Source organism: Mesorhizobium sp. M7A.F.Ca.US.011.01.1.1, from assembly GCF_003998295.1.
In the GTDB taxonomy this organism is placed as follows: Bacteria; Pseudomonadota; Alphaproteobacteria; order Rhizobiales; family Rhizobiaceae; genus Mesorhizobium.
Window position 1 is genome coordinate 1 of the sequence record NZ_RZRT01000077.1, and the last position, 22,887, is coordinate 22,887.

26 protein-coding genes and 1 pseudogene are annotated in these 22,887 nt (G+C 63.6%); 5 read left to right on the forward strand and 22 right to left on the reverse strand.

The features are described 5' to 3' along the window. Positions 1 to 137: 137 nt before the first annotated feature. The 3 genes from EOA13_RS33425 to EOA13_RS33435 all read right to left on the reverse strand — a co-directional run bounded on the left by EOA13_RS33425 (position 138) and on the right by EOA13_RS33435 (position 2,945). Complete coding sequence (locus EOA13_RS33425; RefSeq protein ID WP_127297535.1) at positions 138 to 953, reverse strand: oxidoreductase; 816 nt, start codon at positions 951 to 953, stop codon at positions 138 to 140. Between the two features lie 103 nt (positions 954 to 1,056). Next, positions 1,057 to 2,322 (reverse strand): beta-ketoacyl-ACP synthase II, encoded by a 1,266-nt coding sequence (gene fabF, locus EOA13_RS33430; protein WP_127297536.1) that lies wholly within the window; start codon positions 2,320 to 2,322, stop codon positions 1,057 to 1,059. A 44-nt stretch (positions 2,323 to 2,366) separates the two neighbouring features. Continuing rightward, positions 2,367 to 2,945, reverse strand: coding sequence for a TetR/AcrR family transcriptional regulator (locus EOA13_RS33435; protein ID WP_127297537.1), 579 nt, complete (start codon positions 2,943 to 2,945; stop codon positions 2,367 to 2,369). An 81-nt stretch (positions 2,946 to 3,026) separates the two neighbouring features. Here EOA13_RS33435 and EOA13_RS33440 point away from each other — a divergent pair, with 81 nt between their 5' ends. The 3 genes from EOA13_RS33440 to EOA13_RS33450 all read left to right on the forward strand — a co-directional run bounded on the left by EOA13_RS33440 (position 3,027) and on the right by EOA13_RS33450 (position 4,441). Continuing rightward, positions 3,027 to 3,386, forward strand: coding sequence for a hypothetical protein (locus tag EOA13_RS33440; protein ID WP_127297538.1), 360 nt, complete (start codon positions 3,027 to 3,029; stop codon positions 3,384 to 3,386). 81 nt (positions 3,387 to 3,467) lie between these two features. Then, positions 3,468 to 3,926, forward strand: coding sequence for a nuclear transport factor 2 family protein (locus EOA13_RS33445; protein WP_127297539.1), 459 nt, complete (start codon positions 3,468 to 3,470; stop codon positions 3,924 to 3,926). A gap of 227 nt (positions 3,927 to 4,153) precedes the next feature. Then, positions 4,154 to 4,441: a hypothetical protein gene (locus EOA13_RS33450; protein ID WP_127297540.1), complete on the forward strand. Its 288-nt coding sequence runs from the start codon at positions 4,154 to 4,156 to the stop codon at positions 4,439 to 4,441. A 117-nt stretch (positions 4,442 to 4,558) separates the two neighbouring features. Here the strand turns inward: EOA13_RS33450 and EOA13_RS33455 are convergent, their stop codons facing one another. From EOA13_RS33455 to gcvA, 10 genes are all read right to left on the reverse strand, one after another. Further along, positions 4,559 to 5,962, reverse strand: a complete 1,404-nt coding sequence (locus EOA13_RS33455) for an MATE family efflux transporter (RefSeq protein ID WP_127297541.1) — start codon at positions 5,960 to 5,962, stop codon at positions 4,559 to 4,561. A 167-nt stretch (positions 5,963 to 6,129) separates the two neighbouring features. Then, the gene (locus tag EOA13_RS33460) at positions 6,130 to 7,716 is read right to left on the reverse strand and encodes an FGGY-family carbohydrate kinase (RefSeq protein WP_127297542.1); all 1,587 of its coding nucleotides are present in this window, start codon (positions 7,714 to 7,716) and stop codon (positions 6,130 to 6,132) included. Further along, positions 7,713 to 8,396, reverse strand: coding sequence for an HAD family hydrolase (locus EOA13_RS33465; RefSeq protein WP_127297543.1), 684 nt, complete (start codon positions 8,394 to 8,396; stop codon positions 7,713 to 7,715). Before EOA13_RS33465 ends, EOA13_RS33460 begins: the two co-directional genes overlap by 4 nt. A 15-nt stretch (positions 8,397 to 8,411) precedes the next feature. Further along, complete coding sequence (locus EOA13_RS33470; protein ID WP_127297544.1) at positions 8,412 to 9,890, reverse strand: mannitol dehydrogenase family protein; 1,479 nt, start codon at positions 9,888 to 9,890, stop codon at positions 8,412 to 8,414. 147 nt (positions 9,891 to 10,037) lie between these two features. Continuing rightward, positions 10,038 to 10,808, reverse strand: a complete 771-nt coding sequence (locus EOA13_RS33475) for an L-iditol 2-dehydrogenase (RefSeq protein WP_127297557.1) — start codon at positions 10,806 to 10,808, stop codon at positions 10,038 to 10,040. A 2-nt stretch (positions 10,809 to 10,810) separates the two neighbouring features. Beyond that, positions 10,811 to 11,809 carry an ABC transporter ATP-binding protein gene (locus tag EOA13_RS33480; RefSeq protein WP_127297545.1) on the reverse strand — a complete coding sequence of 333 codons (999 nt, stop codon included), beginning with the start codon at positions 11,807 to 11,809 and terminating at the stop codon, positions 10,811 to 10,813. A gap of 50 nt (positions 11,810 to 11,859) precedes the next feature. Further along, positions 11,860 to 12,684 carry a carbohydrate ABC transporter permease gene (locus tag EOA13_RS33485; RefSeq protein WP_023810705.1) on the reverse strand — a complete coding sequence of 275 codons (825 nt, stop codon included), beginning with the start codon at positions 12,682 to 12,684 and terminating at the stop codon, positions 11,860 to 11,862. An 11-nt stretch (positions 12,685 to 12,695) separates the two neighbouring features. Beyond that, positions 12,696 to 13,568 carry a sugar ABC transporter permease gene (locus tag EOA13_RS33490; RefSeq protein ID WP_013528414.1) on the reverse strand — a complete coding sequence of 291 codons (873 nt, stop codon included), beginning with the start codon at positions 13,566 to 13,568 and terminating at the stop codon, positions 12,696 to 12,698. A 124-nt stretch (positions 13,569 to 13,692) separates the two neighbouring features. Continuing rightward, positions 13,693 to 15,003 (reverse strand): sugar ABC transporter substrate-binding protein, encoded by a 1,311-nt coding sequence (locus tag EOA13_RS33495; protein ID WP_127297546.1) that lies wholly within the window; start codon positions 15,001 to 15,003, stop codon positions 13,693 to 13,695. Between the two features lie 225 nt (positions 15,004 to 15,228). Continuing rightward, positions 15,229 to 16,134 (reverse strand): transcriptional regulator GcvA, encoded by a 906-nt coding sequence (gcvA, locus tag EOA13_RS33500; protein WP_127297547.1) that lies wholly within the window; start codon positions 16,132 to 16,134, stop codon positions 15,229 to 15,231. Positions 16,135 to 16,244: 110 nt separating this feature from the next. On the opposite strand from gcvA, the gene EOA13_RS33505 reads away from it, so the two are divergent. Then, a complete protein-coding gene (locus EOA13_RS33505) occupies positions 16,245 to 16,430 on the forward strand; it encodes a hypothetical protein (protein WP_127297548.1) in 186 nt (61 codons plus the stop codon). 37 nt (positions 16,431 to 16,467) lie between these two features. On the opposite strand, the gene EOA13_RS33510 is transcribed toward EOA13_RS33505, so the two are convergent. After that, positions 16,468 to 17,427, reverse strand: a complete 960-nt coding sequence (locus tag EOA13_RS33510; protein WP_127297549.1) for a sugar-binding transcriptional regulator — start codon at positions 17,425 to 17,427, stop codon at positions 16,468 to 16,470. A 259-nt stretch (positions 17,428 to 17,686) separates the two neighbouring features. On the opposite strand from EOA13_RS33510, the gene EOA13_RS33515 reads away from it, so the two are divergent. After that, a complete protein-coding gene (locus EOA13_RS33515; RefSeq protein WP_127297550.1) occupies positions 17,687 to 18,319 on the forward strand; it encodes an HAD family phosphatase in 633 nt (210 codons plus the stop codon). A gap of 5 nt (positions 18,320 to 18,324) precedes the next feature. Here EOA13_RS33515 and EOA13_RS33520 read toward each other — a convergent pair whose 3' ends face one another. From EOA13_RS33520 to EOA13_RS33555, 8 genes and pseudogenes are all read right to left on the reverse strand, one after another. Beyond that, positions 18,325 to 19,092, reverse strand: a complete 768-nt coding sequence (locus EOA13_RS33520; RefSeq protein ID WP_127297551.1) for a class II aldolase and adducin N-terminal domain-containing protein — start codon at positions 19,090 to 19,092, stop codon at positions 18,325 to 18,327. An 82-nt stretch (positions 19,093 to 19,174) separates the two neighbouring features. Next, positions 19,175 to 19,819 carry an urease accessory protein UreG gene (gene ureG, locus EOA13_RS33525; protein WP_013528407.1) on the reverse strand — a complete coding sequence of 215 codons (645 nt, stop codon included), beginning with the start codon at positions 19,817 to 19,819 and terminating at the stop codon, positions 19,175 to 19,177. Beyond that, a complete protein-coding gene (locus EOA13_RS33530) occupies positions 19,816 to 20,256 on the reverse strand; it encodes a DUF3995 domain-containing protein (RefSeq protein ID WP_127297552.1) in 441 nt (146 codons plus the stop codon). The genes ureG and EOA13_RS33530 overlap by 4 nt, the downstream gene beginning before the upstream one ends. Continuing rightward, complete coding sequence (locus tag EOA13_RS33535) at positions 20,253 to 20,924, reverse strand: urease accessory protein UreF (protein WP_164780500.1); 672 nt, start codon at positions 20,922 to 20,924, stop codon at positions 20,253 to 20,255. The genes EOA13_RS33530 and EOA13_RS33535 overlap by 4 nt, the downstream gene beginning before the upstream one ends. Then, positions 20,917 to 21,510: an urease accessory protein UreE gene (locus EOA13_RS33540; RefSeq protein ID WP_127297554.1), complete on the reverse strand. Its 594-nt coding sequence runs from the start codon at positions 21,508 to 21,510 to the stop codon at positions 20,917 to 20,919. Before EOA13_RS33540 ends, EOA13_RS33535 begins: the two co-directional genes overlap by 8 nt. Next, entirely contained in the window at positions 21,507 to 22,112 is a 606-nt protein-coding gene (locus EOA13_RS33545; RefSeq protein WP_127297555.1) for a glutathione S-transferase family protein, read from the reverse strand. Before EOA13_RS33545 ends, EOA13_RS33540 begins: the two co-directional genes overlap by 4 nt. 44 nt (positions 22,113 to 22,156) lie before the next feature. Further along, positions 22,157 to 22,750, reverse strand: coding sequence for a hypothetical protein (locus tag EOA13_RS33550; protein ID WP_127297556.1), 594 nt, complete (start codon positions 22,748 to 22,750; stop codon positions 22,157 to 22,159). Positions 22,751 to 22,760: 10 nt separating this feature from the next. Next, a pseudogene (locus EOA13_RS33555) lies at positions 22,761 to 22,887 on the reverse strand (IS5/IS1182 family transposase); the annotation flags it as partial.

Sequence of the window (22,887 nt, forward strand, 5' to 3'; positions counted from 1 at the left end):
TTCGCGAAGATCCATCGAATAAGGCTTGCCCATCCATGCTGACCTCCTTGCCCAGCATGAAGGTTGAATCAGATTTGCACGCCTAAGGGAATCCCAAGCCGATTCAGTCTCATTTCATCCCGCTCTAGCGCTCGATTTCAGGCCGGCAGCCCAAGCTGCTTGCGCAGGCTCTTGTCGAATGCGGACGCGGGGACGAAACGGCGCAGGAAACTGACCTGGCGCGCCATTTTTCCCGCCGCATAGCGTTTCTTCGGCGCGAGATCGGTCGCCGCGGCCAAAACGGTCTTGGCGACCACTTCGGGCGCATCGCCTTTTTCCATCGCCTTCCGCACGGATACAGTCATCCCGGCCCGCGCGGAGTCGTAGATTTCGAGCGACCGGTCGGGAGCGGCAAGATTGTCCTCGAATGATGTGCGGGTATAGGCGGGCTCCACCAACGAAACGCGAATGCCGAACGGGCGCAATTCGTGATCGAGCGACTCGGAATACCCCTCGATGGCATGTTTGGTCGCCGAGTAAAGCGCGAAATAGGGAGCGGGGATGAACCCCTGCACCGAACTCAAATTCACGATTCTGCCCTTCCCTTGGCGCCGCATTGCCGGCAGCACCGCGTTGGTCACGCGGAAAACGCCGAAGACGTTCACGTCGAACAGCGCCTTGGCCTGGGCGGTCGAGGACTCCTCCGCGCCGCCAAACAGGCCCGTGCCGGCATTGTTGACAAGCAGGTCGATGCGTCCGGCCTTGGCCAGAACGTCATCGACCATTGTCGCAACGGACGCGTCGTCGGTCACGTCGCAGGTCAGCATGGTCACGCCGGCGGATGGCTGGGAGCTCGCGCGACGGCTGGTTCCGAAGACGCGAAAGCCGGCGCCCAGCAAGGCATCGGCGGTAGCGCGCCCGATGCCGGAAGATGCCCCTGTCACCAGGGCGACGCCGGGATTGGTCTTGTTCATGGAAATCATATCCTTCTTTGCGTTGGATCGGATTGGGAAAAGCATGAGAGGCCGGGGCAAAGGGCGTTGGTCATGACTGCGTCCGGCGCTCGTCTGGCACCGGTTAGTTCCAGCGTCTGAACAGGGCGCTGGCATTCACGCCGCCAAAGCCGAAGCCATTGGAGATCGCGTACTCCATCTCCATCGGCCGGGGCGCGTTTGCGACGAAGTCGATGCCGTCGCCGGCCGGATCGGCCTCGCCCAGGTTGAGGGTTGGCGGAGCAATCTGATCCCTGAGCGCCAGGGTTGCGAAGATCGCACCCAGCCCGCCGGCCGCTCCGAGCAAATGTCCGGTCGCCGATTTCGTGGCACTGACAGCTATCGCGAAATCGCGCCCGAACACGCTCTTGATCGCTTCGATCTCACCCAGGTCGCCGACTGACGTGGAGGTCGCATGCGCATTGAGATGACGTACCTGGCGTGGCGAAATCCCTGCCTGGGCAATCGCGATCTGCATGGCCCGGCGCGCGCCGTCGCCGTCCTCTGGCCCGGAGGTGACGTGGTGGGCATCCGCGGTCGTGCCGTAGCCGACGAGCTCAGCCAACGGCTTTGCGCCGCGCGCCAACGCGTGGCTCAACGCCTCGATGACCAGCACGCCGGCTCCTTCGCCCATGACGAAGCCGTCCCGCGATGTGTCGAAAGGGCGCGAGGCTTGAGCGGGTGCCCAATTAAAGCCGGTGGAAAGAGAGCGAGCCGCGGCGAACCCGCCGAGACTGACGGTGTTGATGCACGCTTCCGTTCCGCCGCACACGGCGATGTCGGCTTCGTTGGCGCGGATCAGGCGGGCGGCGTCGCCGATCGCCTGGATGCCCGCCGCACATGCCGTCACCGGTGCGCCGAGTGGACCTTTGAAACCATGACGGATCGAGATGTGGCCCGCCGCGAGGTTCACCAGGAAGGACGGCACCGTAAAGGGAGACAGGCGGCGGGCGCCACGCAGGTCCACCGTGCGCACCGCCTCGGTGATGGCGGGGAACCCGCCGACTCCTGAAGCGATGATCGTGGCCGTGCGCAGGCGCTCCGTTTCCAGGGCAGGCTTCCATTGCGCCTGCGCAAGCGCCTCTTCCGCCGCTGCCAACGCAAACAGAATGAACCGGTCCACCTTGCGCTGATCCTTCGCGGACAGGACGGCATCGGCATCGAAACCGGCCTCCGGATCTTCGCCCAGGGAGGGAACCACGCCGCCAATCTTAACCGGCAGCTCTCCCACCACATCGTCCGGAAGCCTGCGAACGCCGGACCGGCCGGCAAGCAGGCGTGACCAGGACGCTTCGACATTGGCAGCCAGGGGCGTGACCGCTCCCATGCCCGTGACGACAATCCGTTGCATCTGCTCTCCTGTCCTTGGTGTGCCGGCGGCACTGCTCGCGCCGTTCAAGTGGCGACTGCTTCGCGAACCTGATCGGCCGCCGCATCCAGAAAAGCCCGCGCAAGGTCGGGATCGTTGACGACCCGCGAGAGCACGACCGCGCCGACCATCGTCGAGAGAACGGCCATTGCCTTTTTTCCGCTCTTTTCGCTGTCGCCCTCGCCAACCCAACCGCCGAGCATCTCAAGGTACGCCTTGATGCCGTCTTCGAATGACGCCTTCACCTCGGCACCCTGCCTGGCTGCATCCGAACCGAGCGCAACGACCGGGCAGCCGTCCATCTTTTCCCTGCGATGGTCCATGCTGAGGTAGAATGAGATCACCCCGTCGAGCGGGTTCCCAGGATGTGCCGCGGTCGCGGCCGACCATTTGTGGGTGGCGCTTTCCATCGCCCGCCTGGAAGCCAGCGCCGCCAGATCGTCCTTCGACTCGAATTGCTTGTAAAAGGCACCCTGGGTCAGCCCGGCACCCTTCATCAGATCCTTGAGGCCGATGCCGTCAAAGCCGCGCTCCCGAAAAAGCCGGCTTGCCACATTGATCACGGTCTCGCGGTTTTCCGCGGCCTGAGTGCGACTCACACGCATCGTCATCTCCTTTTTTAGATTGCATTCGTAATCTATACCCTATATAGAGGGTGAACGCAATCTAAAAAAAGGACAAATGAGATGATCCGCAAAACGCTGAGCGCCTCGCTCCTGGCGGCGCTGTTTCTTGCAACCCCGGCTCTCGCCGAGGAAGCCACCATCGGACGCCCGATCGAAGGCGGCAGCCTGCACCAGGGACACCTGGACATGGTGGCCTACTACGTTCCGCGCGGCGACCTGCTTGAGGTCACCGCCACTTTCGCACCGAAGACCGGGGGTGATCCGCTGCGGTTCGTCATGGGCCTCGCCAACAGTGACGCCGTGGCGTTTTCCATACCGGGCCACCCGGGCTCGCTCTACGCGTTCTCAAGGTCCGGCAGCGAGGTGACGGTCTCGACCGAGACGGACATATCCCTGCGAGCCGATGCGACAACGCCCTGACCTGACGCAAGCCGCGGCCGCGCGATGCTGGCCGGGGCTCTGCGTCCGATCACGCCATCCCAATGAGCCTGGAGAGGTCACATGCTTTACAGCTATATTGTCGAGAAATCGATCCGGCAGAGCTTCGACGACGTCAACAACCATCGCTGGGACGCGGCGGTGAAGGCCATCGCGCCGCATGTCCATCACCGGGTTGGTGGCGCCCACGCGCTTGGTGGGGAGCGCCACGACAAGCAAGCCCTGCGCCGGTGGTTCGAGCGCCTCGGCCGTGTTCTGCCCACTCTCCATCTCACGGTCAACCACGTCTGGGTGAAGGGCTGGCCGTGGCATACCACCGTGTTTGCCCAGTGGGATGGCACCGCAACCCTGCTCAACGGCGATACGTCCTACATCAACCGTGGTCTTCACGTGTTCACGCTGCGGTGGGGCACGGTTCATGCGCTTGAGGAATTTTATGATTCACAGGCGGCGGCGCGCGGTCTCGCCGCCCAGGCCGCAGCCGGCCTCGAAGAAGCTGTCGCCGAGCAGATAACAAGCTAGCAGAAGCGCGGTCCGAGGACGGCCAAGGTTGCCCATGCGGTGACCGGCCCGGGTCCCAGCCATCTCCGCCTGCCGCGCGCCACTCTACTGCAAGACGTTCAAATTTGAGCTTCCGCACTCACGCTTTGTCGAGAGTATCTCCTGTAATCACTTAAACCGTCTGCGCCGCAAATTTTAGCCGCTCTGAATCGCCTTTGGCGACGATGACGACGAAATAGGAGAACGCAATGACTCGCAATCACGTTGAACGTCTTGGAGAGTTCCGGGAAATCCTGGTCGCGACTCGACGCGAAGGAGTCCGCAACGTGCACCATACTCGCGACGCAATGCGGGCAAGTGGCTTTCAGATAGGGGACAGCGATGGCTCCAGCTACGGAGCTGAGCTGAAGGCGCTCCAGGATCAAATTGAGGCAGTCGATCGTGCCATCGAAGACGAGAAGCGGTTGGCCCAGGCCCGCGAGAGCGCAGCTCAATCCCGCCGGCCGAGCAAGCCGAGAATCGTGAAGGGAACATAGTTCCGCTCTCGGCCAAGACGGTCATTGTCTCGGTGCCAAGCGCCGGCTCACGGCACCAACGTTTCTGCAGGCGCCGCTTAATCAGCTACAAGGTCGGGACATGGCGGCCGCTTGCCTTCAATGCTCAAACACCAGCGGCGGCGCCAACCGGTCGCGCCGCAGCCAGCGCGCCAGCAGCAGCGCGGCCACCACCGCCAGCCCCGTCGACAGGCCGATCCAGATACCGACGCCATGCAGGCCGAAATGGAAGGCGAGCAGCACGCCGAGCGGCAGGCCGACGCCCCAATAGCCGATCGCGGCATAGATCATCGGCACCTTGGTGTCATGCAGGCCGCGCAGCATGCCGGCGGCAACCGCCTGCGCGCCGTCAAAGACCTGGAACAGCGCCGCGAAGACCAGGAACGACACGGCAAGTTCGATCACCCTGGCATTGGCCGGATTGCCCAGATCGATGAAGGCGCTGATCAGCGGATGCGGCCACAGGATCATCACCAGCCCCATCAGCGCCATGAACGAGACGCCGATGACAAAGGCGGTCCAGCCGGCGCGCGAGACGCCTTCCGGATTGCCGGCGCCGTGCGCAAGCCCGACGCGCACCGTCACCGCCTGGTTGAGGCCGAGCGGCACCATGAAGGAGATCGAGGCGATCTGGATGGCGATCGCGTGCGCCGCCAGCGAATCCGCGTCGATCAGGCCCATCAGCAGGGCCGCCGCATTGAAGATCGTCACCTCGAAGGCGAGGATGCCGGCGATCGGCAGGCCGAGCCGCAACAGGCCCTTGAAGCGCGGCCAGTCGGCGCGCCAGAAACGGCCGAACAGACGGTAGCGGCGGAACTTCTTCTCCAGCATCACCACGACAGCCATGCCGACGAACATCAGCGTGCTGGACAGCGAGGTGGCAAGGCCCGACCCGGCAATGCCCATCGGGGCGACGCCGAGATTGCCGAACATGAACACCCAGTTGAAGAAGACGTTGCAGGCGACGGCGACGAAGACGATGACCAGTGCCCAGCCCGGCCGTTCCAGCGCCGAGATGAACGAGCGCAGCACGATATAGCCGTAGAAGGGCAGCACCGCCCATTCGAGCCAGCGTAAATAAATGCCGGCCTGATGCGCCAGCACCGGGTCCTGGCCCATGGCCAATAGAATGCCCTCGCCGTGCCAAAGCACGAGCCAGATCGGGATCGAGATCAGGATCGCCAGCCACAGGCCCTGGCGCACGGTGCGGCGCAGGTCGCGCACCGAATAGCGGCGGCGGCCGAGCTCGGTGGCGATCATCGGCGAGGTCGCCAGCATCAGGCCGAGGCCGAAGATCAGCGGCATGAAATAAAGGTTGGCGCCAAGCGCGCCGCTAGCCAGCGTATCCGGGCCCAGACGACCCATCATCATGACGTCGGTGGCCGTCATCGCGGTCTGGCCGAGATTGGTCAGCACCATCGGCCAAGCGAGCGCCAGCGTCGCCCTGATTTCCTGACGCCAAAGATTTTCCGGCGCGCGAGCGCCGGCTTCGATCGCAGACATTGTTCCGCTCTTTCCAGCTACGGCACGTCGGCCAGAGCCGGAAGCCGCATGTCAAACGGCAAAACCTTCGGTTTCGCGGCGTTTGCGTCAGCTTCTGGACGAAACGCGACATGAAGGCAAGAGAGGAGGGACGGGAACGGATTGAGCCAGGGACCGGCCCCAATGCTCTACCGGATCGCGTCCAGCATCCGCCGCTGGCGGTGCATTTCGAGGAAAACCTTGTAGTCGCGCTCGAAACGCCCTGATGATTTCGGGTTCGACGGGCGCCTCCTGCCGCCTTGCTGCATGGCAAGACAGGCGGCGTTGAGGTCGGGAAACAGCCCGGCAGCGGTGGCGGCGATCATGCCGGTGCCGAGCAGCACCGCCTCGTCGGCCAGCGGCTCGATCACCGTGCAACCGGTGGCGTCGGCGTAGAGTTCCATCAGCAGCGGGTTCTTGGTGTGGCCGCCGGTGACGTGCAGCGTGTCGATCAGATAGCCGTTCTCGTTCAGTGCCTCCAGCACGTGGCGCACGCCGAGCGCGATGCCGACGGCGGTGCGCCAATAGAGCTTGCACAGGCTGTCGAAGGAGGAGTCCAGCGTCAGCCCGCTGACGACGCCGACGGCATGCGGATCGGCGAGCGGTGAGCGGTTGCCGTGAAAGTCGGGCAGCACATGCAGCCTTGCGGCGAGGCTGTCGCCCTCGGCGGCGCGCAGCTCGGCGACACGCCTGGCGATCTTCGCATGCATGGCGGCATCCGGCTCGCCGCCGGCGCCGTGCCAGCGGATGATGTGGTCGAGCAGGGCGCCGGTCGCCGACTGGCCGCCTTCCGACAGCCACAGCCTGGGCAGCGCCGCGCCGTAATACGGCCCCCAGACGCCGGCGAAGGGCTGCGGATCCGGTGACATCGCCATGACGCAGCTCGACGTGCCGGCGATCAGCGCCAAATGCCGGCCGATGTCCTGTTCGTCGCCGGCAAAGCCGCCGAGCACGCCAAGCGCGCCGGCATAGGCATCGATGACCCCGGCGCCGACCCGGCATTTCTCGCTCAGCCCAAGCTCGGCCGCCGCTTGCGCCGTCAATCGGCCGATATCGGTGCCGACCGGGCTGGCCCTCTCCGGCAGGCTTCCGTGCTCGAAAAGATCGCCGAGGCCGACGAGTTCGAAGAAATCGCGCCGCCAGCCTGTGTCCTCATGCGCCAGATAGGTCCATTTGGCGGTCAGCGTGCATTGCGAGCGGGCCAGAGAGCCCGTCGCTTGCCAGGTCAGGAAATCGGTCAGGTCGAATAAATAGCCGGCTTCATTCCACGTCTCCGGCAAATTGCGCTTCAGCCACATCAGCTTCGGCGTCGCCATTTCCGGCGACATGACGCCGCCGATGTAATTCAGCACGGCGTGGCTGCTTGCCGTGCATTCGTCGGCCTCGGCGATGGCGCGGTGGTCGAGCCAGACGACGGTGTCCCAGCGTTTGTCGCCCGTGACCGAGACACTGAGCTGGCTGCCTTGCCGGTCGCGCACCACCAGCGAACAGGTGGCATCGAAGGAGATGCCGACAATGTCCTCAGGCTCGACACCGGCTTTTTCGCGGGCAGCGCGCACGGCGGTGCAGACGGCCGACCAGATATCGCGCGAATCATGCTCGGCGTGATCGGGCTTCGGCTGGTTCATGGCGACCGGCCGCTCGGCGCGGCCGAGCAAGGTGCCACTGGTGTCGAGAATGCCCGCGCGAGCGCTCCCGGTGCCGACATCGACCGCGCAAACGAACTGTTTCGTCAAGATGCTCTGTCTCTCGCTCCCAGGCCTGCAATCAGATCGGGCAATTGCAGCATGTCAGCGAATATAAAGTCCGGCTCACTCGACGCAAGCCGCGCTTTCAAGGTCGGGTGGCCGGCATGCGAGCCGCCAGTGAAGGCAAAGACGCGCATCCCCGCCGCGCGCGCAGCAATGATGCCGGCCGGGCTGTCCTCGACGACGAGGCATTTGCGCGGATGGGCCCGCATGCTGGCGGCGGCATGCAGGAACAGATCCGGCGCGGGCTTTCCCTTGGCCACCATGGTGGCACTGAACAGATGCGGTTCCATCAGCCCAAGCAATCCGGTGACGTCGAGCGCGTAGCGGATGCGGTCGAGCGTGCCTGAGGACGCGACACAGAACGGCAGCCCAAGCTTCGGCAGCATCTCCTTGACACCGGCGATCGGCTTCAGCTCCTCGCGGAATTTGCGCATCAATTCGACGCGCATCTCGGTCAGGTGCAGGTCGGTGATATCGAGCCCGAAGTCGCGGCCGAGGATCTCGCGCACGCTTTTCATGCTCTTGCCGAGGAAATGCTCGTAGGCGGCATCCTCACCGACGCTTCCGCCGGCAAGTTTGACCATGCCAAGCAGCGCCGAGACGGAGAGCGCCTCGCTGTCGACCAGCACGCCATCACAGTCGAAGATGACCAGCTCAGGCGTCATGATGGAGAATGGCTCTCAGAGCTTGCCGGCGAGGTAGCGCGTCAGCGTCGCGCGCGCGCCATTCGCCCACAGCACGTCGAGCGCATGGGCAAAGGCCTCGACAAACGCCGTCGCGCGGCCGACATCGCCATAGATGTCTTCCATGGCGAGCCAGGCGGCGGGAGCATCCTTTGCCGCCTTTGCCGTCGCTTGCAGCCGGTCCCAGCTCGGATCGTTGGGCTCGATGACGGCACCGCTGTCGGTCGTGCCGAAGCAGTAGCGGCACCAGAGCGCTGATTCCAGCGCCAGGCCGACGACGCTTTTCCCGGCCTTCAGCCGGTCGGCGATGGTCGGGATGATGAATTTCGGCTGGCGGTTGGAGCCGTCGAGGCAGAGCCGGCGCACCGTGTCGCCGATCTTGGGATTGGAGAAGCGGCTCTCGATGAGCTGGTAATAGTCTTCCAGAACCGTGTCCGGCACCGGCGGCACGGTCGGGATGATTTCGTCCCGTTCGAGCTTGGCCAGAAAACCGCCCACCAGCGGCTCCTGCATCGCCTCATGGACGAAATGGATGTCCATCAGGCCGGCCGGATAGGCGATGGTCGCGTGACCGCCATTGAGGATGCGGATTTTCATCAATTCGTATGGCGCGACGTCTTTGACGAACTGCACCCCGACCTTTTCCAGCGGCGGCCGGCCATCGGTGAAATGGTCCTCCAGCACCCATTGCCGGAATGGCTCGCAAAACACCGGCCAATTGTCCTCCAGCCCGAAATCCTTGGCTAGGATGCCGCGTTCGCGGTCTGATGTGGCCGGCGTGATGCGATCGACCATGCCGTTCGGAAAGGCGACATGCTCGCTGACCCAGTTCGCCAGATCCTCGTCGATCAGGCGGGCCAGGCCGATGACGCCGTCGGAGGTGACATGGCCATTGTGAGGAATGTTGTCGCAGGACATCACCGTGAACGGCACGGTGCCCTCGTCGCGCCGCCGCACCAGCCCGGCAAGGATGATGCCGAACACCGTCTTCGGCGTCGCGCCCGGTTGAGCATCGGCGACGATGTCGGGATGGGTCGGGTTGAACACGCCGGAGGCCGGGTCGATGAAATAGCCGCCTTCGGTGATGGTCAGCGAAACGATCTTGATGGCCGGGTCGGCAAGCTGTTCGATGATGCCGACGGCATCGCCAGGCATCAGGAAGTCGATCATGGCGCCGGTGACGCGTGCGCTCATATGGCCGCTGTCCTGCTCGACCACGGTGGTCAGCCAGTCCTGCTCTTCTAGTTTGCCGCGACCGATCTTTTCACCGCCGAACACGCCGGCGCCGATCAGCGCCCAGTCATGGCCGATGCCCGCATTGAACAGATCGTCGAGATAGACGGCCTGATGCGAGCGGTGAAAATTGCCGACGCCGAAATGCACGATGCCGGCCTTCAATGTTGCGCGGTCATACTTCGGACCGGCGACCTCAGTGGGCAGCTTGGAGAGGTTTGAGGACGAGAGTTTCACGGTCATCTGTTTTACCCTTCGGCCGGGCTTCGGCCTTCGTTACGCCCTCTCCACGCGGAGAGGATAAGGGGTGGCACTTCTTGAGGTTGATAGCCGCTGATGTCGGCCTCTGCTCCTCGCGGAGGTACGAGGAGCAGAGGCCGTCCCCCGCCCTCAACTCATCCACTGGCCGCCGTCGACATTGTAGGTCTGGGCGACGACGTATTCGGCGTCGGCGCTGGCGAGAAAAACCGCCATGCCGGTAAGGTCCTGCGCCGTGCCCATGCGGCCATAGGGCACCGCCTCGCCGACCAGTTTCTTCTTCTCGCCCCTCGGCCGGTTTTCATATTTGGCGAACAGCGAATCGACGTGATCCCAGTGCTCGCCGTCGACCACGCCAGGGGCAATCGCGTTGACGTTGATGCGGTGCTTGATCAGGTCGAGCCCCGCTGACTGTGTCAGCGAAATGACGGCGGCTTTGGTGGCGCAATAGACGCCGACCAGCGCCTCGCCGCGGCGTCCGGCCTGGCTCGCCATTTTGATGATCCTGCCGCCCCGGCCAGCGGCGATCATCGAGCGGGCGGCTGCCTGCAGCATGAACAGCGTGCCGGCGACATTGACGGAGAACAATTTGTCGTAGCTTGCCTTGGTGATCTCGACGATCGGCGCCAGGTCGAACAGGGCGGCGTTGTTGATCAGAATATCGAGGCCGCCGGTCTTCGTCTCGACGGCTTTCACCGCCGCTTCGATCGAGGCGAGGTCGGTGACGTCGAGCTTGACCGCATAGGCCTTGCCGCCGATCTCGGCGGCTGTCTTCTGCGCCGCCTCGAGATTGATGTCGGCGATGGCGACGGTTGCGCCTTCGCCGGCATAGGCTTCGGCGAAGGCTCTGCCGATGCCGCGGGCCGAACCCGTGATCAGCGCGGATTTGCCGGCCAATCTCATGCTCACATCGCCTTTCCGTCGGCGCCGAAGCGGTGCAGCTTGGCCTTGTCCGCTGTCAGATAGATGGTGTCGCCGTGACGGACGGCGAGTTCGCCGTCGGCGCGCACCGTCAGCGGACCGACGCCATCGGACTGGACGTGCAGGAAGGTGTCGGAGCCGAGATGTTCGGCGACGCCGACAGTGGCTTTCCATTCGCCCGCCGTGGTCGAGATATCCAGGTGCTCAGGACGGATGCCGATGGTCTTGGCGCCGTTTTTGGCAGCCGGCGCGCCTTCTATCAGGTTCATCTTCGGCGAGCCGATGAAGCCGGCGACGAACAGGTTCTTCGGCGTCTTGTAGAGCTCCATCGGCGAGCCGACCTGCTCGATGTTGCCGGCGTTCAGCACGACGATCTTGTCGGCCATGGTCATGGCTTCGACCTGGTCGTGGGTAACGTAGATCATGGTGGTCTTGAGCTGATGGTGCAGCTCGCTGATCTCCAGCCGCATCGTGCCGCGCAGTGCCGCATCGAGGTTGGACAGCGGTTCGTCGAACAGGAAGGCGGTCGGCTGACGCACGATGGCGCGGCCGATGGCGACGCGTTGGCGCTGGCCGCCGGAAAGCTGGCCGGGCCGGCGTTCGAGATAGTTGGTCAGGTTGAGCACGCGCGCCGCGTCTCCCACCTTCCTGTCGATGGTCGCCTTGTCCTCGCCGGCCATCTTCAGCGGGAAGCCGATGTTCTTGGCCACCGTCATGTGCGGATAGAGCGCATAGGACTGGAACACCATGGCGAGCTTGCGCTTGGCCGGCGCCTCGCCGGTGACGTCGCGGCCGTCGATGTTGATGGAGCCGCCGCTGGTGTCTTCCAGCCCGGCGATCAGGCGCAGCAACGTTGACTTGCCGCAACCCGACGGGCCGACGAAGACGACGAACTCGCCATTCTCGATCACCAGGTCGAGACCGGGGATGATGGACGTCGCTCCGAAGGATTTGGAGACGTTCTTGAGCGTGATGTTTCCCATGATTTCCTCCCCGAGGGGTTATTTCTGCCGATTGCTTCAGGCAACGTCCGTTATTTCACCGCACCAAATGTCAGGCCGCGCACCAGCTGCTTCTGGCTGAACCAGCCCATGATCAGGATCGGCGCGATGGCCAGTGTCGAGGCGGCCGAAAGCTTGGCCCAGAACAGGCCTTGCGGGCTGGAGAACGAGCTGATGAAAGCGGTCAAGGGTGCGGCTTCCGTCGTCGTCAGCCGGATCGTCCAGAACGCCTCGTTCCAGGCCAGGATGATGTTGAGCAGCATCGTCGAGGCGATGCCCGGCACCGCCATCGGCGTCAGCACATAGACGATCTCGTTCCACAGCGATGCGCCGTCCATGCGTGCCGCTTCCAGGATCTCTCCCGGTATTTCGCGGAAGTAGGTGTAGAGCATCCACACCACGATCGGCAGATTGATCAGCATCAGCATGATCATCAGGCCGATGCGGCTGTCGAGCAGTCCTGTGTCGCGGAAGATCAGGTAGATCGGGAACAGCACGGCGACCGCGGGCATCATCTTGGTGGACAGCATCCACATCAGGATGTCCTTGGTCCGCTTGGTCGGCGAGAAGGCCATCGACCATGCCGCCGGTATGGCGACCAGCAGGGCCAGGATGGTCGAGCCGACCGAGAGCAGCACCGAGTTGAAGAAGAACTTGAAGTAGCCGCTTTGCGCCTGAACCTCGGCATAGCTCTCGAACGTTCCCGACGGGATGATGCTGAAACCCTGGATGGCTTCCTGCTCCGACTTGAACGAGGTGATGATCGTGTAGAGGATCGGGAAGAAGATCAGCAGGGCGACGATCCAGGCGGCAACTGTCGCAATCGTCTTGTGCTGGGTGGTGACTGAGCGTGCCATCGTAGCCTCCCTTACTTGTCCAGGTTCTTGCCGACCGCGCGCATGGCGAAGAAGGCAACGATGTTGGCGAGAATGACGGCGATCACACCGCCGGCGGATGCCTGGCCGATTTTGAACTCCAGCAACGCCTTCTGGTAGACGAGGAAGGGCAGGTTGGTGGAGGCGTATCCCGGGCCGCCATTGGTGGTGACGAGGATCTCGGCATAGACGGAGAGGAGGAAGATCGTCTGTATCAGGATGACGACCGTGATGGCGCGCGACATGTGCGGCAGCGTCAGATAGATGAAGCGGCTGATGAAGCCGGCGCCGTCCATCTCGGCGGCTTCCTTCTGCTCACCGTCGAGCGACTGCAGTGCGGTCAAGAGAATGAGCGTCGCGAAAGGCAGCCACTGCCAGGCGACGATGATGATGATCGCCAGCATCGGATGCTGCCCGAACCAGTCGATCGGCTGGGCCCCGAAGAAGCGGGCTATATCGGCGAACACCCCGTATTGCGGGTGCATGATCATGTTCTTCCAGACCAGTGCGGCCACCGGCGGCATGACGAAGAACGGCGAAATGACGAGAATGCGCACGATGCCCTGGCCCCACATCGGCTGGTCGATCAGAAGCGCCAGCAGGATGCCGCCGATCACCGTGATCAGGAGCACGCTGACCACCAACGTTAGCGTGTTGAGGATCGACTGCAGGAAGGCCGGGTTGGAATAGAACAGCGCGTAATTCGAGAAGCCGACAAAGCCGTCGCGGATCGGATTGAGCGGGTTGTACTGCTGGAAGGAGAACCAGATGGTGATGACCAGCGGCACAATCATCCAGACGAACAGCAGCACCACGGATGGCGCCATCATGAAACGGGCAAGCGAACGGGTCTGCTGAGTAGCCATGACGGTCACCCTTCACTGGTCAGATGGAATTTTCAAAAGGCGTTAAAGGCGGCCGCCCGAACTGGGAATTCGGGCGGCCGTTGCCGGTCAAGGAGGCGACCGGCATTCGGCACCGGGCGGAGCCTTACTTGATGTATCCGCCTTCGGTCATTGCCGCGGTGGCAGCGTCCTGGGCCTGCTTCAGCGCATCGTCGACGCTCGACTGGCCGGCAAGAGCCGCCGAGAAGAGTTGGCCGACAGTGGTGCCAAGGCCCTGGAACTCAGGGATGGCGACGAACTGGACGCCGACATAGGGCACCGGCTTGACGGTCGGATGCGTCGGATCGGCGGCGTTGATGGAGTCCAGCGTCATCTTGGCGAACGGAGCCGCCTTCTGGTACTCGGCATTGGCATAGAGCGAGGAGCGCGTGCCCGGAGGAACGTTGGCCCAGCCTTCCTTCGAAGCGACGAGCTCCGCATAGTGCTTGCTGGTCGCCCAGGAGACGAATTTCTGGGCGGCATCGGCCTTCTGCGTGCCGGCGGGGATCGCCAGCGACCATGCCCACAGCCAATTGCCGCGCTTGCCCAGGCCATTGTCGGGTGCAAGCGCATATCCAACCTTGTCAGCGACCTGCGATGCCTTGGGATCGGAGACGAAGGACGCAGCGACGGTGGCGTCGATCCACATGCCGCATTTGCCCTGCTGGAACAGCGCCAGGTTTTCGTTGAAGCCGTTGGAGGACGCACCCTCAGGGCCGTCGGCCTTCATCAGGTCGACATAGAACTGCAGCGTGTTCTTCCATTCCGGCTGATCGAACTGCGGCTTCCAGTTCTCGTCGAACCAGCGCGCCCCGAAGGAGTTCGACATGGCGGTCAGGAAAGCCATGTTCTCGCCCCAGCCGGCCTTGCCGCGCAGGCACACGCCGTTCACGCCATTGGCGCGATCGGTCATCTTGTCGGCGGCCTGCCTGATGAAGTCCCAGGTGGGCGCGTCGGGCATCTTCAGTCCGGCCTTCTCGATCAGGTCCTTGCGGTACATGACGAAGGAGCTTTCGCCGTAGAAGGGCGCGGCATAGAGCTTGCCGTCGACCGAAAGGCCGCCGGCGATGGCCGGGATGATATCCTTGGCGTCATAGTCGTCGCCGAGCTTGTCGAGCGGCAGCAGCCAGCTCTGCTTGGCCCAGATCGGAACCTCATAGGTGCCGATGGTCATCACGTCGTACTGGCCGCCCTTGGTGGCGATGTCGGTGGTGACGCGCTCGCGCAGCACGTTTTCTTCGAGCGTAACCCAGTTGAGCTGAATGTCGGGGTTCGCCTTGGTGAAGTCCTCGGTCAGCTTTTGCATGCGGACCATATCGCCATTGTTGACGGTGGCGATGGTGATGGATTCGGCATGTGCGGCGAACGCAAGCGTGCTGGCCGACAACAAGCCCAGGGTGAGCGTGCGAAGTTTCATCAAATTCCTCCCTTGAACCAAGATGAGCATTTGCCTTGGCTTTGGGCAATTACTCACTTGGCGTGAATTATGTCAAGTCGAATTCGATGCTGCAGCGCAGCACCCGGGCGACACCGCAGGCCGGGACGAGCGGAAACTACCAGGGCGAGGATCGTCCCGGCCGCATACAGTGAGGCAAGAGCGGATAGATCTGCGAGAACCAGGTGCAGCCCGGAAGCTTGCCGGTCAGCAGGCGATCTCGGCCAGCAGCCAGTCGCGGAAGGCACGGATCTTCGGCACGTTGCGGCGCGCCTCGGGATAGACCAGCCAATAGGCATGGCCGTCGTCGCCAACCAGATCGAAAGGTTGGATCAGGCGCCCGTCCGCGAGTTCCGCCTTGAACAGCGCCCTGGTCAGGATCGCGACGCCATGACCGGCGATCGCCGCATTGGCCTCATAGGCCTGCGCGCCCATGCTGCTGCCGGGCCGCTTGGCAAGATCGTGCGAGTGCACGCCGGCAGCCGAGAACCATTCCGTCCACCAGATGTCGCCGGGATCGAGGATAGGCAGCCGCAACAGGTCGGCCGGTTCCCTGACGCCGCCGATGGTCGCCGCGAGTTTCGGGCTCAGCATCGGCGTGAAGTCGGCATCGAGCAGCTTGTGCGTCTCCAGGCCCGGCCATTTGCCGCCGCCCGAGCGGATGGCGATATCGGTATCCTCGCGGGCAAAGTCGGTCAGGCGGCTCGACGTTTCGAGCCGCACCGCCAGCGACGGATGGGCGATCTGGAACGATCCCAGCCGGTGCGCGAGCCAGTTCGAGGCGAATGTCAGCACCGTCGTGACGCACAGCAAGCCGTCGGCCCCGCCACGCACCGCGGCATAGGCCTGGCCAAGGATGGCGAAGGCCTCGCTGACCGCAGGTGCCAGGCGCTGCCCCGCCTCGGTCAACACGATCTGCCGCGGCCGGCGCAGGAACAGCGGCGCGCCGACACGCTCCTCCAGCACCTTGATCTGATAGCTGACCGCCGCTTGCGTCATGGCGAGTTCGCCGGCGGCCTTGGTGAAGGAAAGATGCCGCGCCACCGCGTCGAACACCCGGATCGCCTGCAGCGGCGGGAGTGGCGAAACCTGTCGCGAGCCGAGGTCCGGCATAAGGCCTCCTTATGGATCATGATCGATGTTCGATTGGCAAAGACCGCCGGCAAGACCGACATTCCCAGTCAACCCTTCATTCGGGTTCAGGATAGCGAAGGTTGACGATCATGACCATGGCGCAGCAAAAATGCACTCCCGCACCGGATCACCGCTGGTTTTCGTGGCTGACGGATGGATTCGGCTGGTTCGCGACCAAAAAACAGGCACATCTCGATATCAGGGACCTGTCGCCGCATCTGCAGCGCGATCTCGGGTTTCTCGATGGCAACGACCCTTTCGGGCGGCACGGCTAGTGCGGTTGGCCTTATCGCAAACCGGTTGTGGGTCCGGTCAGATGCCAGCCAGCAGGGCGGCGGCGGTCCGTTCATCGGTGATGAGGCCGTTGATCAGCCGCCGGTTCGCGGCCGCTAGGATGCCTGGCAGCTTTCGTTCGCCCATGGCCAGTGCGATGACCAGCGATTTCTCGCGTGACGGTAGCGAAGCCGACGACACCCGGTCGTTGGTGATGCCCTCGATCATGCGGCCCTCCCTATCGAACACCCAGCCGACGATCTCCGCGATGCCGCCGGCCTTCTGCAGCGCCTTCAATTCGCTCTCCGAAATGAAGCCGTCCTCGTAGAGCGGCGCCTTGGGGCCGAGATCGCCGATGCCGATGAAGGTGACGTCGGCCTCGGCGGCAAGCGCAAGCGTCGGCTGGATCATCGGCTGGTTGAGCAGCATCTCGCGCTCCTCTGGCGACGAGGCGATGACCGGCAACGGCATCGGGAAGGAGCGCGCCTTGACCCTGTCGGCCATGGTGAAGATGACGTTGTAGAAGGCGGCCGAGCCGTCCGGCGAGATGTTGCCGGTCAACGACACCACCTTGTGCTGCGGGCATTCCATCGGCGGCAGCTGCTCGATCGCCGCCTTCAGCGTGCGCCCGGTGCCGATCGCCATGACGATCGGGGTCGGCGACCGCAGCCGTCGCTCGATCTCGGCGGCAGCCGCCTCGGCGATGCCGATCGTGGTGGAGGACGAATTGGGATCGCTCGGCACCACCTCGACCAGATCGAGCGCGAAGCGCGATTTCAGCCGCGCCGCCAGACCGAGGCAGTTGGCGATCGGATGGTCGACGCGAACCTTGATCAAGCCCTCCGACACCGCCAGCGAAACCAGCCGCTGCGCCGTTTGCCGCGAAATGCCGAGCGTCGAAGCGATCTGGTCCTGTGTGTTGCCGGCGACATAATAAAGCCAGCCGGCGCGCGCCGCGTCGTCCAGCCTGTTGCTGCCCCCATCCTGCCGGCTATTCAAAGTCCTGCCTCCCGAGACCGCCGGTCATGAGAGCGGCCCATGCCCCACTTTCGCAGGGAACGGCCAACTGCGCAATTGTCAATCTCGGGGGCAATTGCTTGCTATTCATCGACGTAAGCACGGCCCAGTTTTTCTTCTCCCACGAAGTCTCTGTCGCCAAAGAGACTTGGCCGCGGTCCCGGCAGGCGGCAGGTTCTTGCGCTCCGAAGGTTTATCTCCCGGCTCAAACCCTTTAAGGGATGGCAAAAAGGAGCCTCACATGATGCCGAAAGCGGTTTTCTGGGACATGGACGGCACGCTGGTCGACAGCGAACCGCTGCATGAAGCAGCCCTGATGGCGGCGATGCGCAATGTCGGCCTTGTCCCGCCGGACGATCTGCATGAGCGCGTGCTCGGCGTTGCCGCCTGGCCGGTCTACGAGATGATGCGCGACGAGTTCGGCCTGGACCTGCCTTTCGACGACTGGATCGTGCGCAAATACGAACACTACCTGCCGCTGGTGGAGAGCTTGAAGCCGCGCCCCGGCGCGATCGAGATCTTCAACGAGCTGCGTGCAAGAGGCATCCAGCAGGCCGTGGTCTCGAATTCGGATCGGATGATCGTCGACGCCAATCTGAGCATGGTCGGTTTGATCTATCCCGGCATGAAGACGATCAGCCGCAACGATGTGCGCGAAGGCAAGCCGCACGCCGAGCCGTTCCTGCGCGCCGCCTATCTCGCCGATGTCGACCCCGCGCACGCCGTGGCGATCGACGACAGCTGGCCGGGCGCCATGGCGGGACTGGCGGCGGGCATGAAGACGATCTTCTGGCCGGAAAAGCCGATGGAGGGCCCGCCCGGCGCTGTCGTCATCAACAGCGCCGATCAGCTCCGGGCAGAACTAGGCCTGTAAGGCAATCAATTCCGGTAGGCCGGTTCCTGCTCGTCGAGGATCGCCTTCAATTCGCTGAGATGGCGTTCGGCCTGGCCGGGATAGTCGTCCATCTCGCTCGCGGCCTTTTCGGCGATCGCGTCTGACAGCGTGCGCAGCGGGCGGCCGGTCCAAAGCGCCTTGATGTAGGTCTCGGCGGCGCGTTCGAAATAGAACATGCGGTTGAAGGCATCGGCGACCGTGTCGCCGATGACCAGCACGCCGTGATTGCCCATCACCATCACCTTGACCTTGGGATCGACGAGAAGCTGCGAGCAGCGCTCGCCCTCCTCCTCGAAGGCCAGCCCGCCATAATGCGCGTCCACGACATGGCGATTGAAGAACATCGCCGAATTCTGGTCGATCGGCGGCAGTGTCGAGTCAGCGAGCGATGCCAGCACCGTGGCGTGGATCGAGTGCACATGCATGACGCAGCGCGCGTGGCGCACATTGCGATGAATGGCGCCATGCAGCCCCCACGCCGTCGGGTCGGGCGCATTGGGGCCGGAGAGCGTTTCTGGATCGTTGGCATCGATCATCAGAAGGTCGCTCGCCTTGATGCGCGAGAAATGCACCTGGTTGGGGTTCATCAGGAACTGTGTGCCGCCATCATTGACGGCCAGCGAGAAATGATTGGCCACCGCCTCGTGCATGTTGAGCCGCGCCGTCCAGCGGAAGGCACAGGCGAGATCGACGCGCTCCTCATAGAAGGGCAGGTTGGTCAGCGTTTCCTTTTGCAGACGGGCAAGGCTCATCGAAAAATCCTCCGGTTTCGGCAAGAATGCCGTGGCCAGTCGATCCCCGCAACCGGTTTTGGTTGGTGCAGGGATAGCTGTCTCACGCCGCCGTGCTGGCAGCGGCAGCGCCGGCTCGCAGGCCGCCATGCTCGATGATGAAATCGATCACCTCCTGCAGCCCCTTGCCGCGCGACAGGTCGGTGAAGCCGAACGGCCGCTTGCCGCGCATGCGGCCGGCGTCGCTCTCCATGACATCGAGGTTGACGTTCACGTAAGGAGCAAGGTCGCTCTTGTTGATCACCAGGAAATCGGAGCGGGTGATTGCCGGCCCGCCCTTGCGCGGGATCTCCTCGCCCTGGCAAACCGAGATGACATAGAGCGTCAGGTCGGCGAGATCGGGCGAGAAGGTGGCGGCGAGGTTGTCGCCGCCGGATTCGATGAAGACGATGTCGAGATCCGGGAATTTCCTGTTCATCTGCGCGATTGCCTGCAGATTGATCGACGCATCCTCGCGGATGGCGGTGTGCGGGCAGCCGCCGGTCTCGACACCCATGATACGGTCCTCGGGCAGCGCCTGCAGCCGCGCCAGCATCATGGCGTCTTCCTTGGTGTAGATGTCGTTGGTGACGACGGCGATGGAAAACTCGTCGCGCAGTGCCTTGCACAGCTTTTCGGTCAGCGTCGTCTTGCCCGAACCGACCGGGCCGCCAATGCCGACGCGCAGCGGACCATTTGTCTGTGTCATGTCGGAAACTCCGTGATGGCGAGGATGGCAAAGCCGAGCCCGATCAACAGGCACAGCGGCGAATAATAGCGGACATCGAGCCGCGCGAAAGGCTGTTCCGGCGTCAGCCGCCGCCACCATGGCGTGAAGCCGGCAATGCCGCGTCCCAGGAACATCAGACCGATGAGCAGCGAGGTGGCGGCCAGGCCTTCCCTTGGGAAGGGCGAGGCAAAGACGCCTATGAGCGCCAGCGGCCAAAGTGTCGCCAGGCAGAGGCACGCGGCGACGGCAAAACTGGCGAACGGCGTCGGCATATCATCGACGCCGCGAAAACCGACGACGGCGCGGGCGCAGGAGGCCGCATCCTGGCCCGGCCAGATGCCGCCAAGGCCCCAATAGGCGTGCAGCGCGGTAATCAGGAGTAGAACGGTCGAAAGCGAGAAGGCGAGAAAAATCATGAGCGGAACAATCGCGAATACTGGGTTTCGTGCTTCATCGCCATGACATCGGAAACGAAGGCGCAGCCACCGAGATCGTCGAGTGTCGAGCGCGCGGCGCGGGTCGCGGTCGCCAGGGCCAGTGGCTCGAAGCCGGCCAACAGAGCTGTGGCTTTGCTCTGGCCGACGATGCCAAGCCGGATCGCCGCCTGCACAAGGTTGGAGAAGAAGGTTTGCAGGAAGGCCGACAGCGCGTCCTGAAGCGCGATGCCGTTGCCGCCGGCAATGGCGCCGACGGCGACGCAATAGGCGCATTCAGCCGGCAAGCGCTCCAGCACCGGATTTGGCCAGGCCGCCGCCGCTTTGAGGAAGGCCGCACCCTGCAGCATGGTTTCGATGTGGCGTTCGCGCGAGCCGGCCAGCGCCTCGGCGAGTGCCGCTACTTCATCGAGATCGCCTGCGTTGCGCGCGCGGCGCCAGCTCTCGGCGAACAGCACGGCATCGTTCCAGCCGGAGCCCATCTCGACCAGCGTTTCCAGCCAGCAGGCGAGGCTGTCGGCATCGGCAATCAGCCCGTCATGCACCGCACGCTCGAGACCATGGCTGTAGGAAAAGCCGCCGACTGGAAAGGCAGGCGACAGCCACGCCATCAGCCGCAGCAGGGCGATGTTCGAAGGCTGCTCAGTCATGATCGTGGTGATGGCCGGCGTGACTGTGCGAATGGGAATGCGCTTGGTCATGAGAATGGCTGTGCGCTTCGGCGTGGCTGTGCGCATGCGCATGGCCGTGATCATGGCTTTGCCCACCATGGCCGGAATAGGCGCCGCGCACCGGCTTGAAGGGTTCGGAAACGTCGGTCACGGTGGCGCCCAGCCCCTCAAGCATCGCCTTGATGACATGGTCGCGCAGGATGAGGATGCGCCCGGCCTCGATGCTCGCCGCGAGATGGCGATTGCCGATGTGCCAGGCGAGCTCGGCCAGATGTACGCCGTCGCGGGCGCGGATGTCGTAGACCTCTTCCGGCGCTGCGATGATCTCGACATGGCCGCCATCCTCCAGCACCAGCCGGTCGCCATCGTTCAAGGCAACGGGTTCGGGCAGGTCGACCAGCACCTTGCTGCCGTCGGCAAGCTCGATGGCGCGGCGGCGCAGATGCCGCTCGTCATGGGCGAGAATGGCCCGGCCGGACGGTAGGGTGGTTCCGGCATGGCCGGCGGACTGCACTGAGATGGCGCGCGGGAATTTGGTGAAGTCGGTGTTGAGGTTGAGCTTCATTTCATGGATCCTCCATTTGCTTGTGCCCGCACACGCGCAGGCCGCGCCAGCACGCGGTCGAAATAGGCGTTGACGCGTTCGGACTCGATCTCAAACCGGCCAGCACGCGCCCAGCCGCCCATGTCGCCGAGCAGCACGTCGACGGCGGAAAACCGAGCGCCCAGCGCAAACGGTTTGTCGCCCAGCCGCCGGTCCAGCGCCTTCAACTCCGAGGCAAAATCGTAAGCCGCCGCGGGACCGACATCGACGCGCACGCCCTTCGGCAGCAGGAAGCGATGGCGCAATTTGTTCCACAGCGGCGCTTCAAGCTCGCTCTGCGCAAAATGCATCCAGGAATCCATTTCGGCGCGACCGGCTAGGCCTGGGTTGGCGCCCATGCCCATGTCCGCGTGCGTGTCGGCGAGGTAGACGCAAATCGCCGCCGAATCCGTCACCGTCAGTTCGCCATCGATGAGGATCGGCACCTTGCCGGAGGGATTGAGCGCATAGGCTTCCGGTGAGCGCAGCCTGACCTCGACGAATTCATAAGGCTGCCGGAGCTCCTCGAGCATCCAGAGAACGCGGCTGACCCGGGATCCGCGCGATCCAACGGCCTTGTACATATCGAACCCTGCCTTTCCCCAACAAGCTAGACCATCGCGTTCGTTCAGACGATGGTGTCGAAGAGCCGCAGGATGAACGATATCTGATAGATGAGCGCCGCCGTGACGAAGGCGATATGGAAGCGGCGGTCGCGCACCAGGATCGCGATGATGCAAAGCGCGACGAAGACCGGCGTGCGGAACAGGTACTCGCTGCCGAAGCGGGCGAAATGCTCCGGCCCCTTCAGCAGCGTGTCGACCACGTCGAGCATATAGGTCGCCGCCAGCAGGCCGAAGAACCACGCCCGGCGCGAATAGAAGAAATCCTCGTAGCTGGTGTAGTCCAGCATCGAATCGGGAAACAAAAGCGCGCACAGCAGGAACAGCGTGATCGCGTAGAAGATGATGAACAGGTACTTGCCGAAGGTCCAGGTTTCGATGGCGTAGAGGCCGAACTCCCACCACCAGAAATGCACCAGCATCAGGAGCACCGAGACGACCCAGGCCAGATGCACGGTATAGAGCTTGTACTGGCCGGGATGCTGGACGATCCGCGCCACCCCCGACAGCAGGCGGGCGACGCCAAGCCCGATCACCATGCCCATGACGATGCGGATATGCGGGAAGATGTCGTGGGCGGAAGCGATTTCGGTGGCCATGGGGTGGATACTAGGACGTAGACTCATTACCGCGTAGCCAGATGCGGATTGCGACGAGTTTGAGGGCGGCAAGATAGTTCTCAGCCAGCTTGTCGTATCGGGTTGCGATACGACGGAATTGCTTGGCCTTGTTGAAG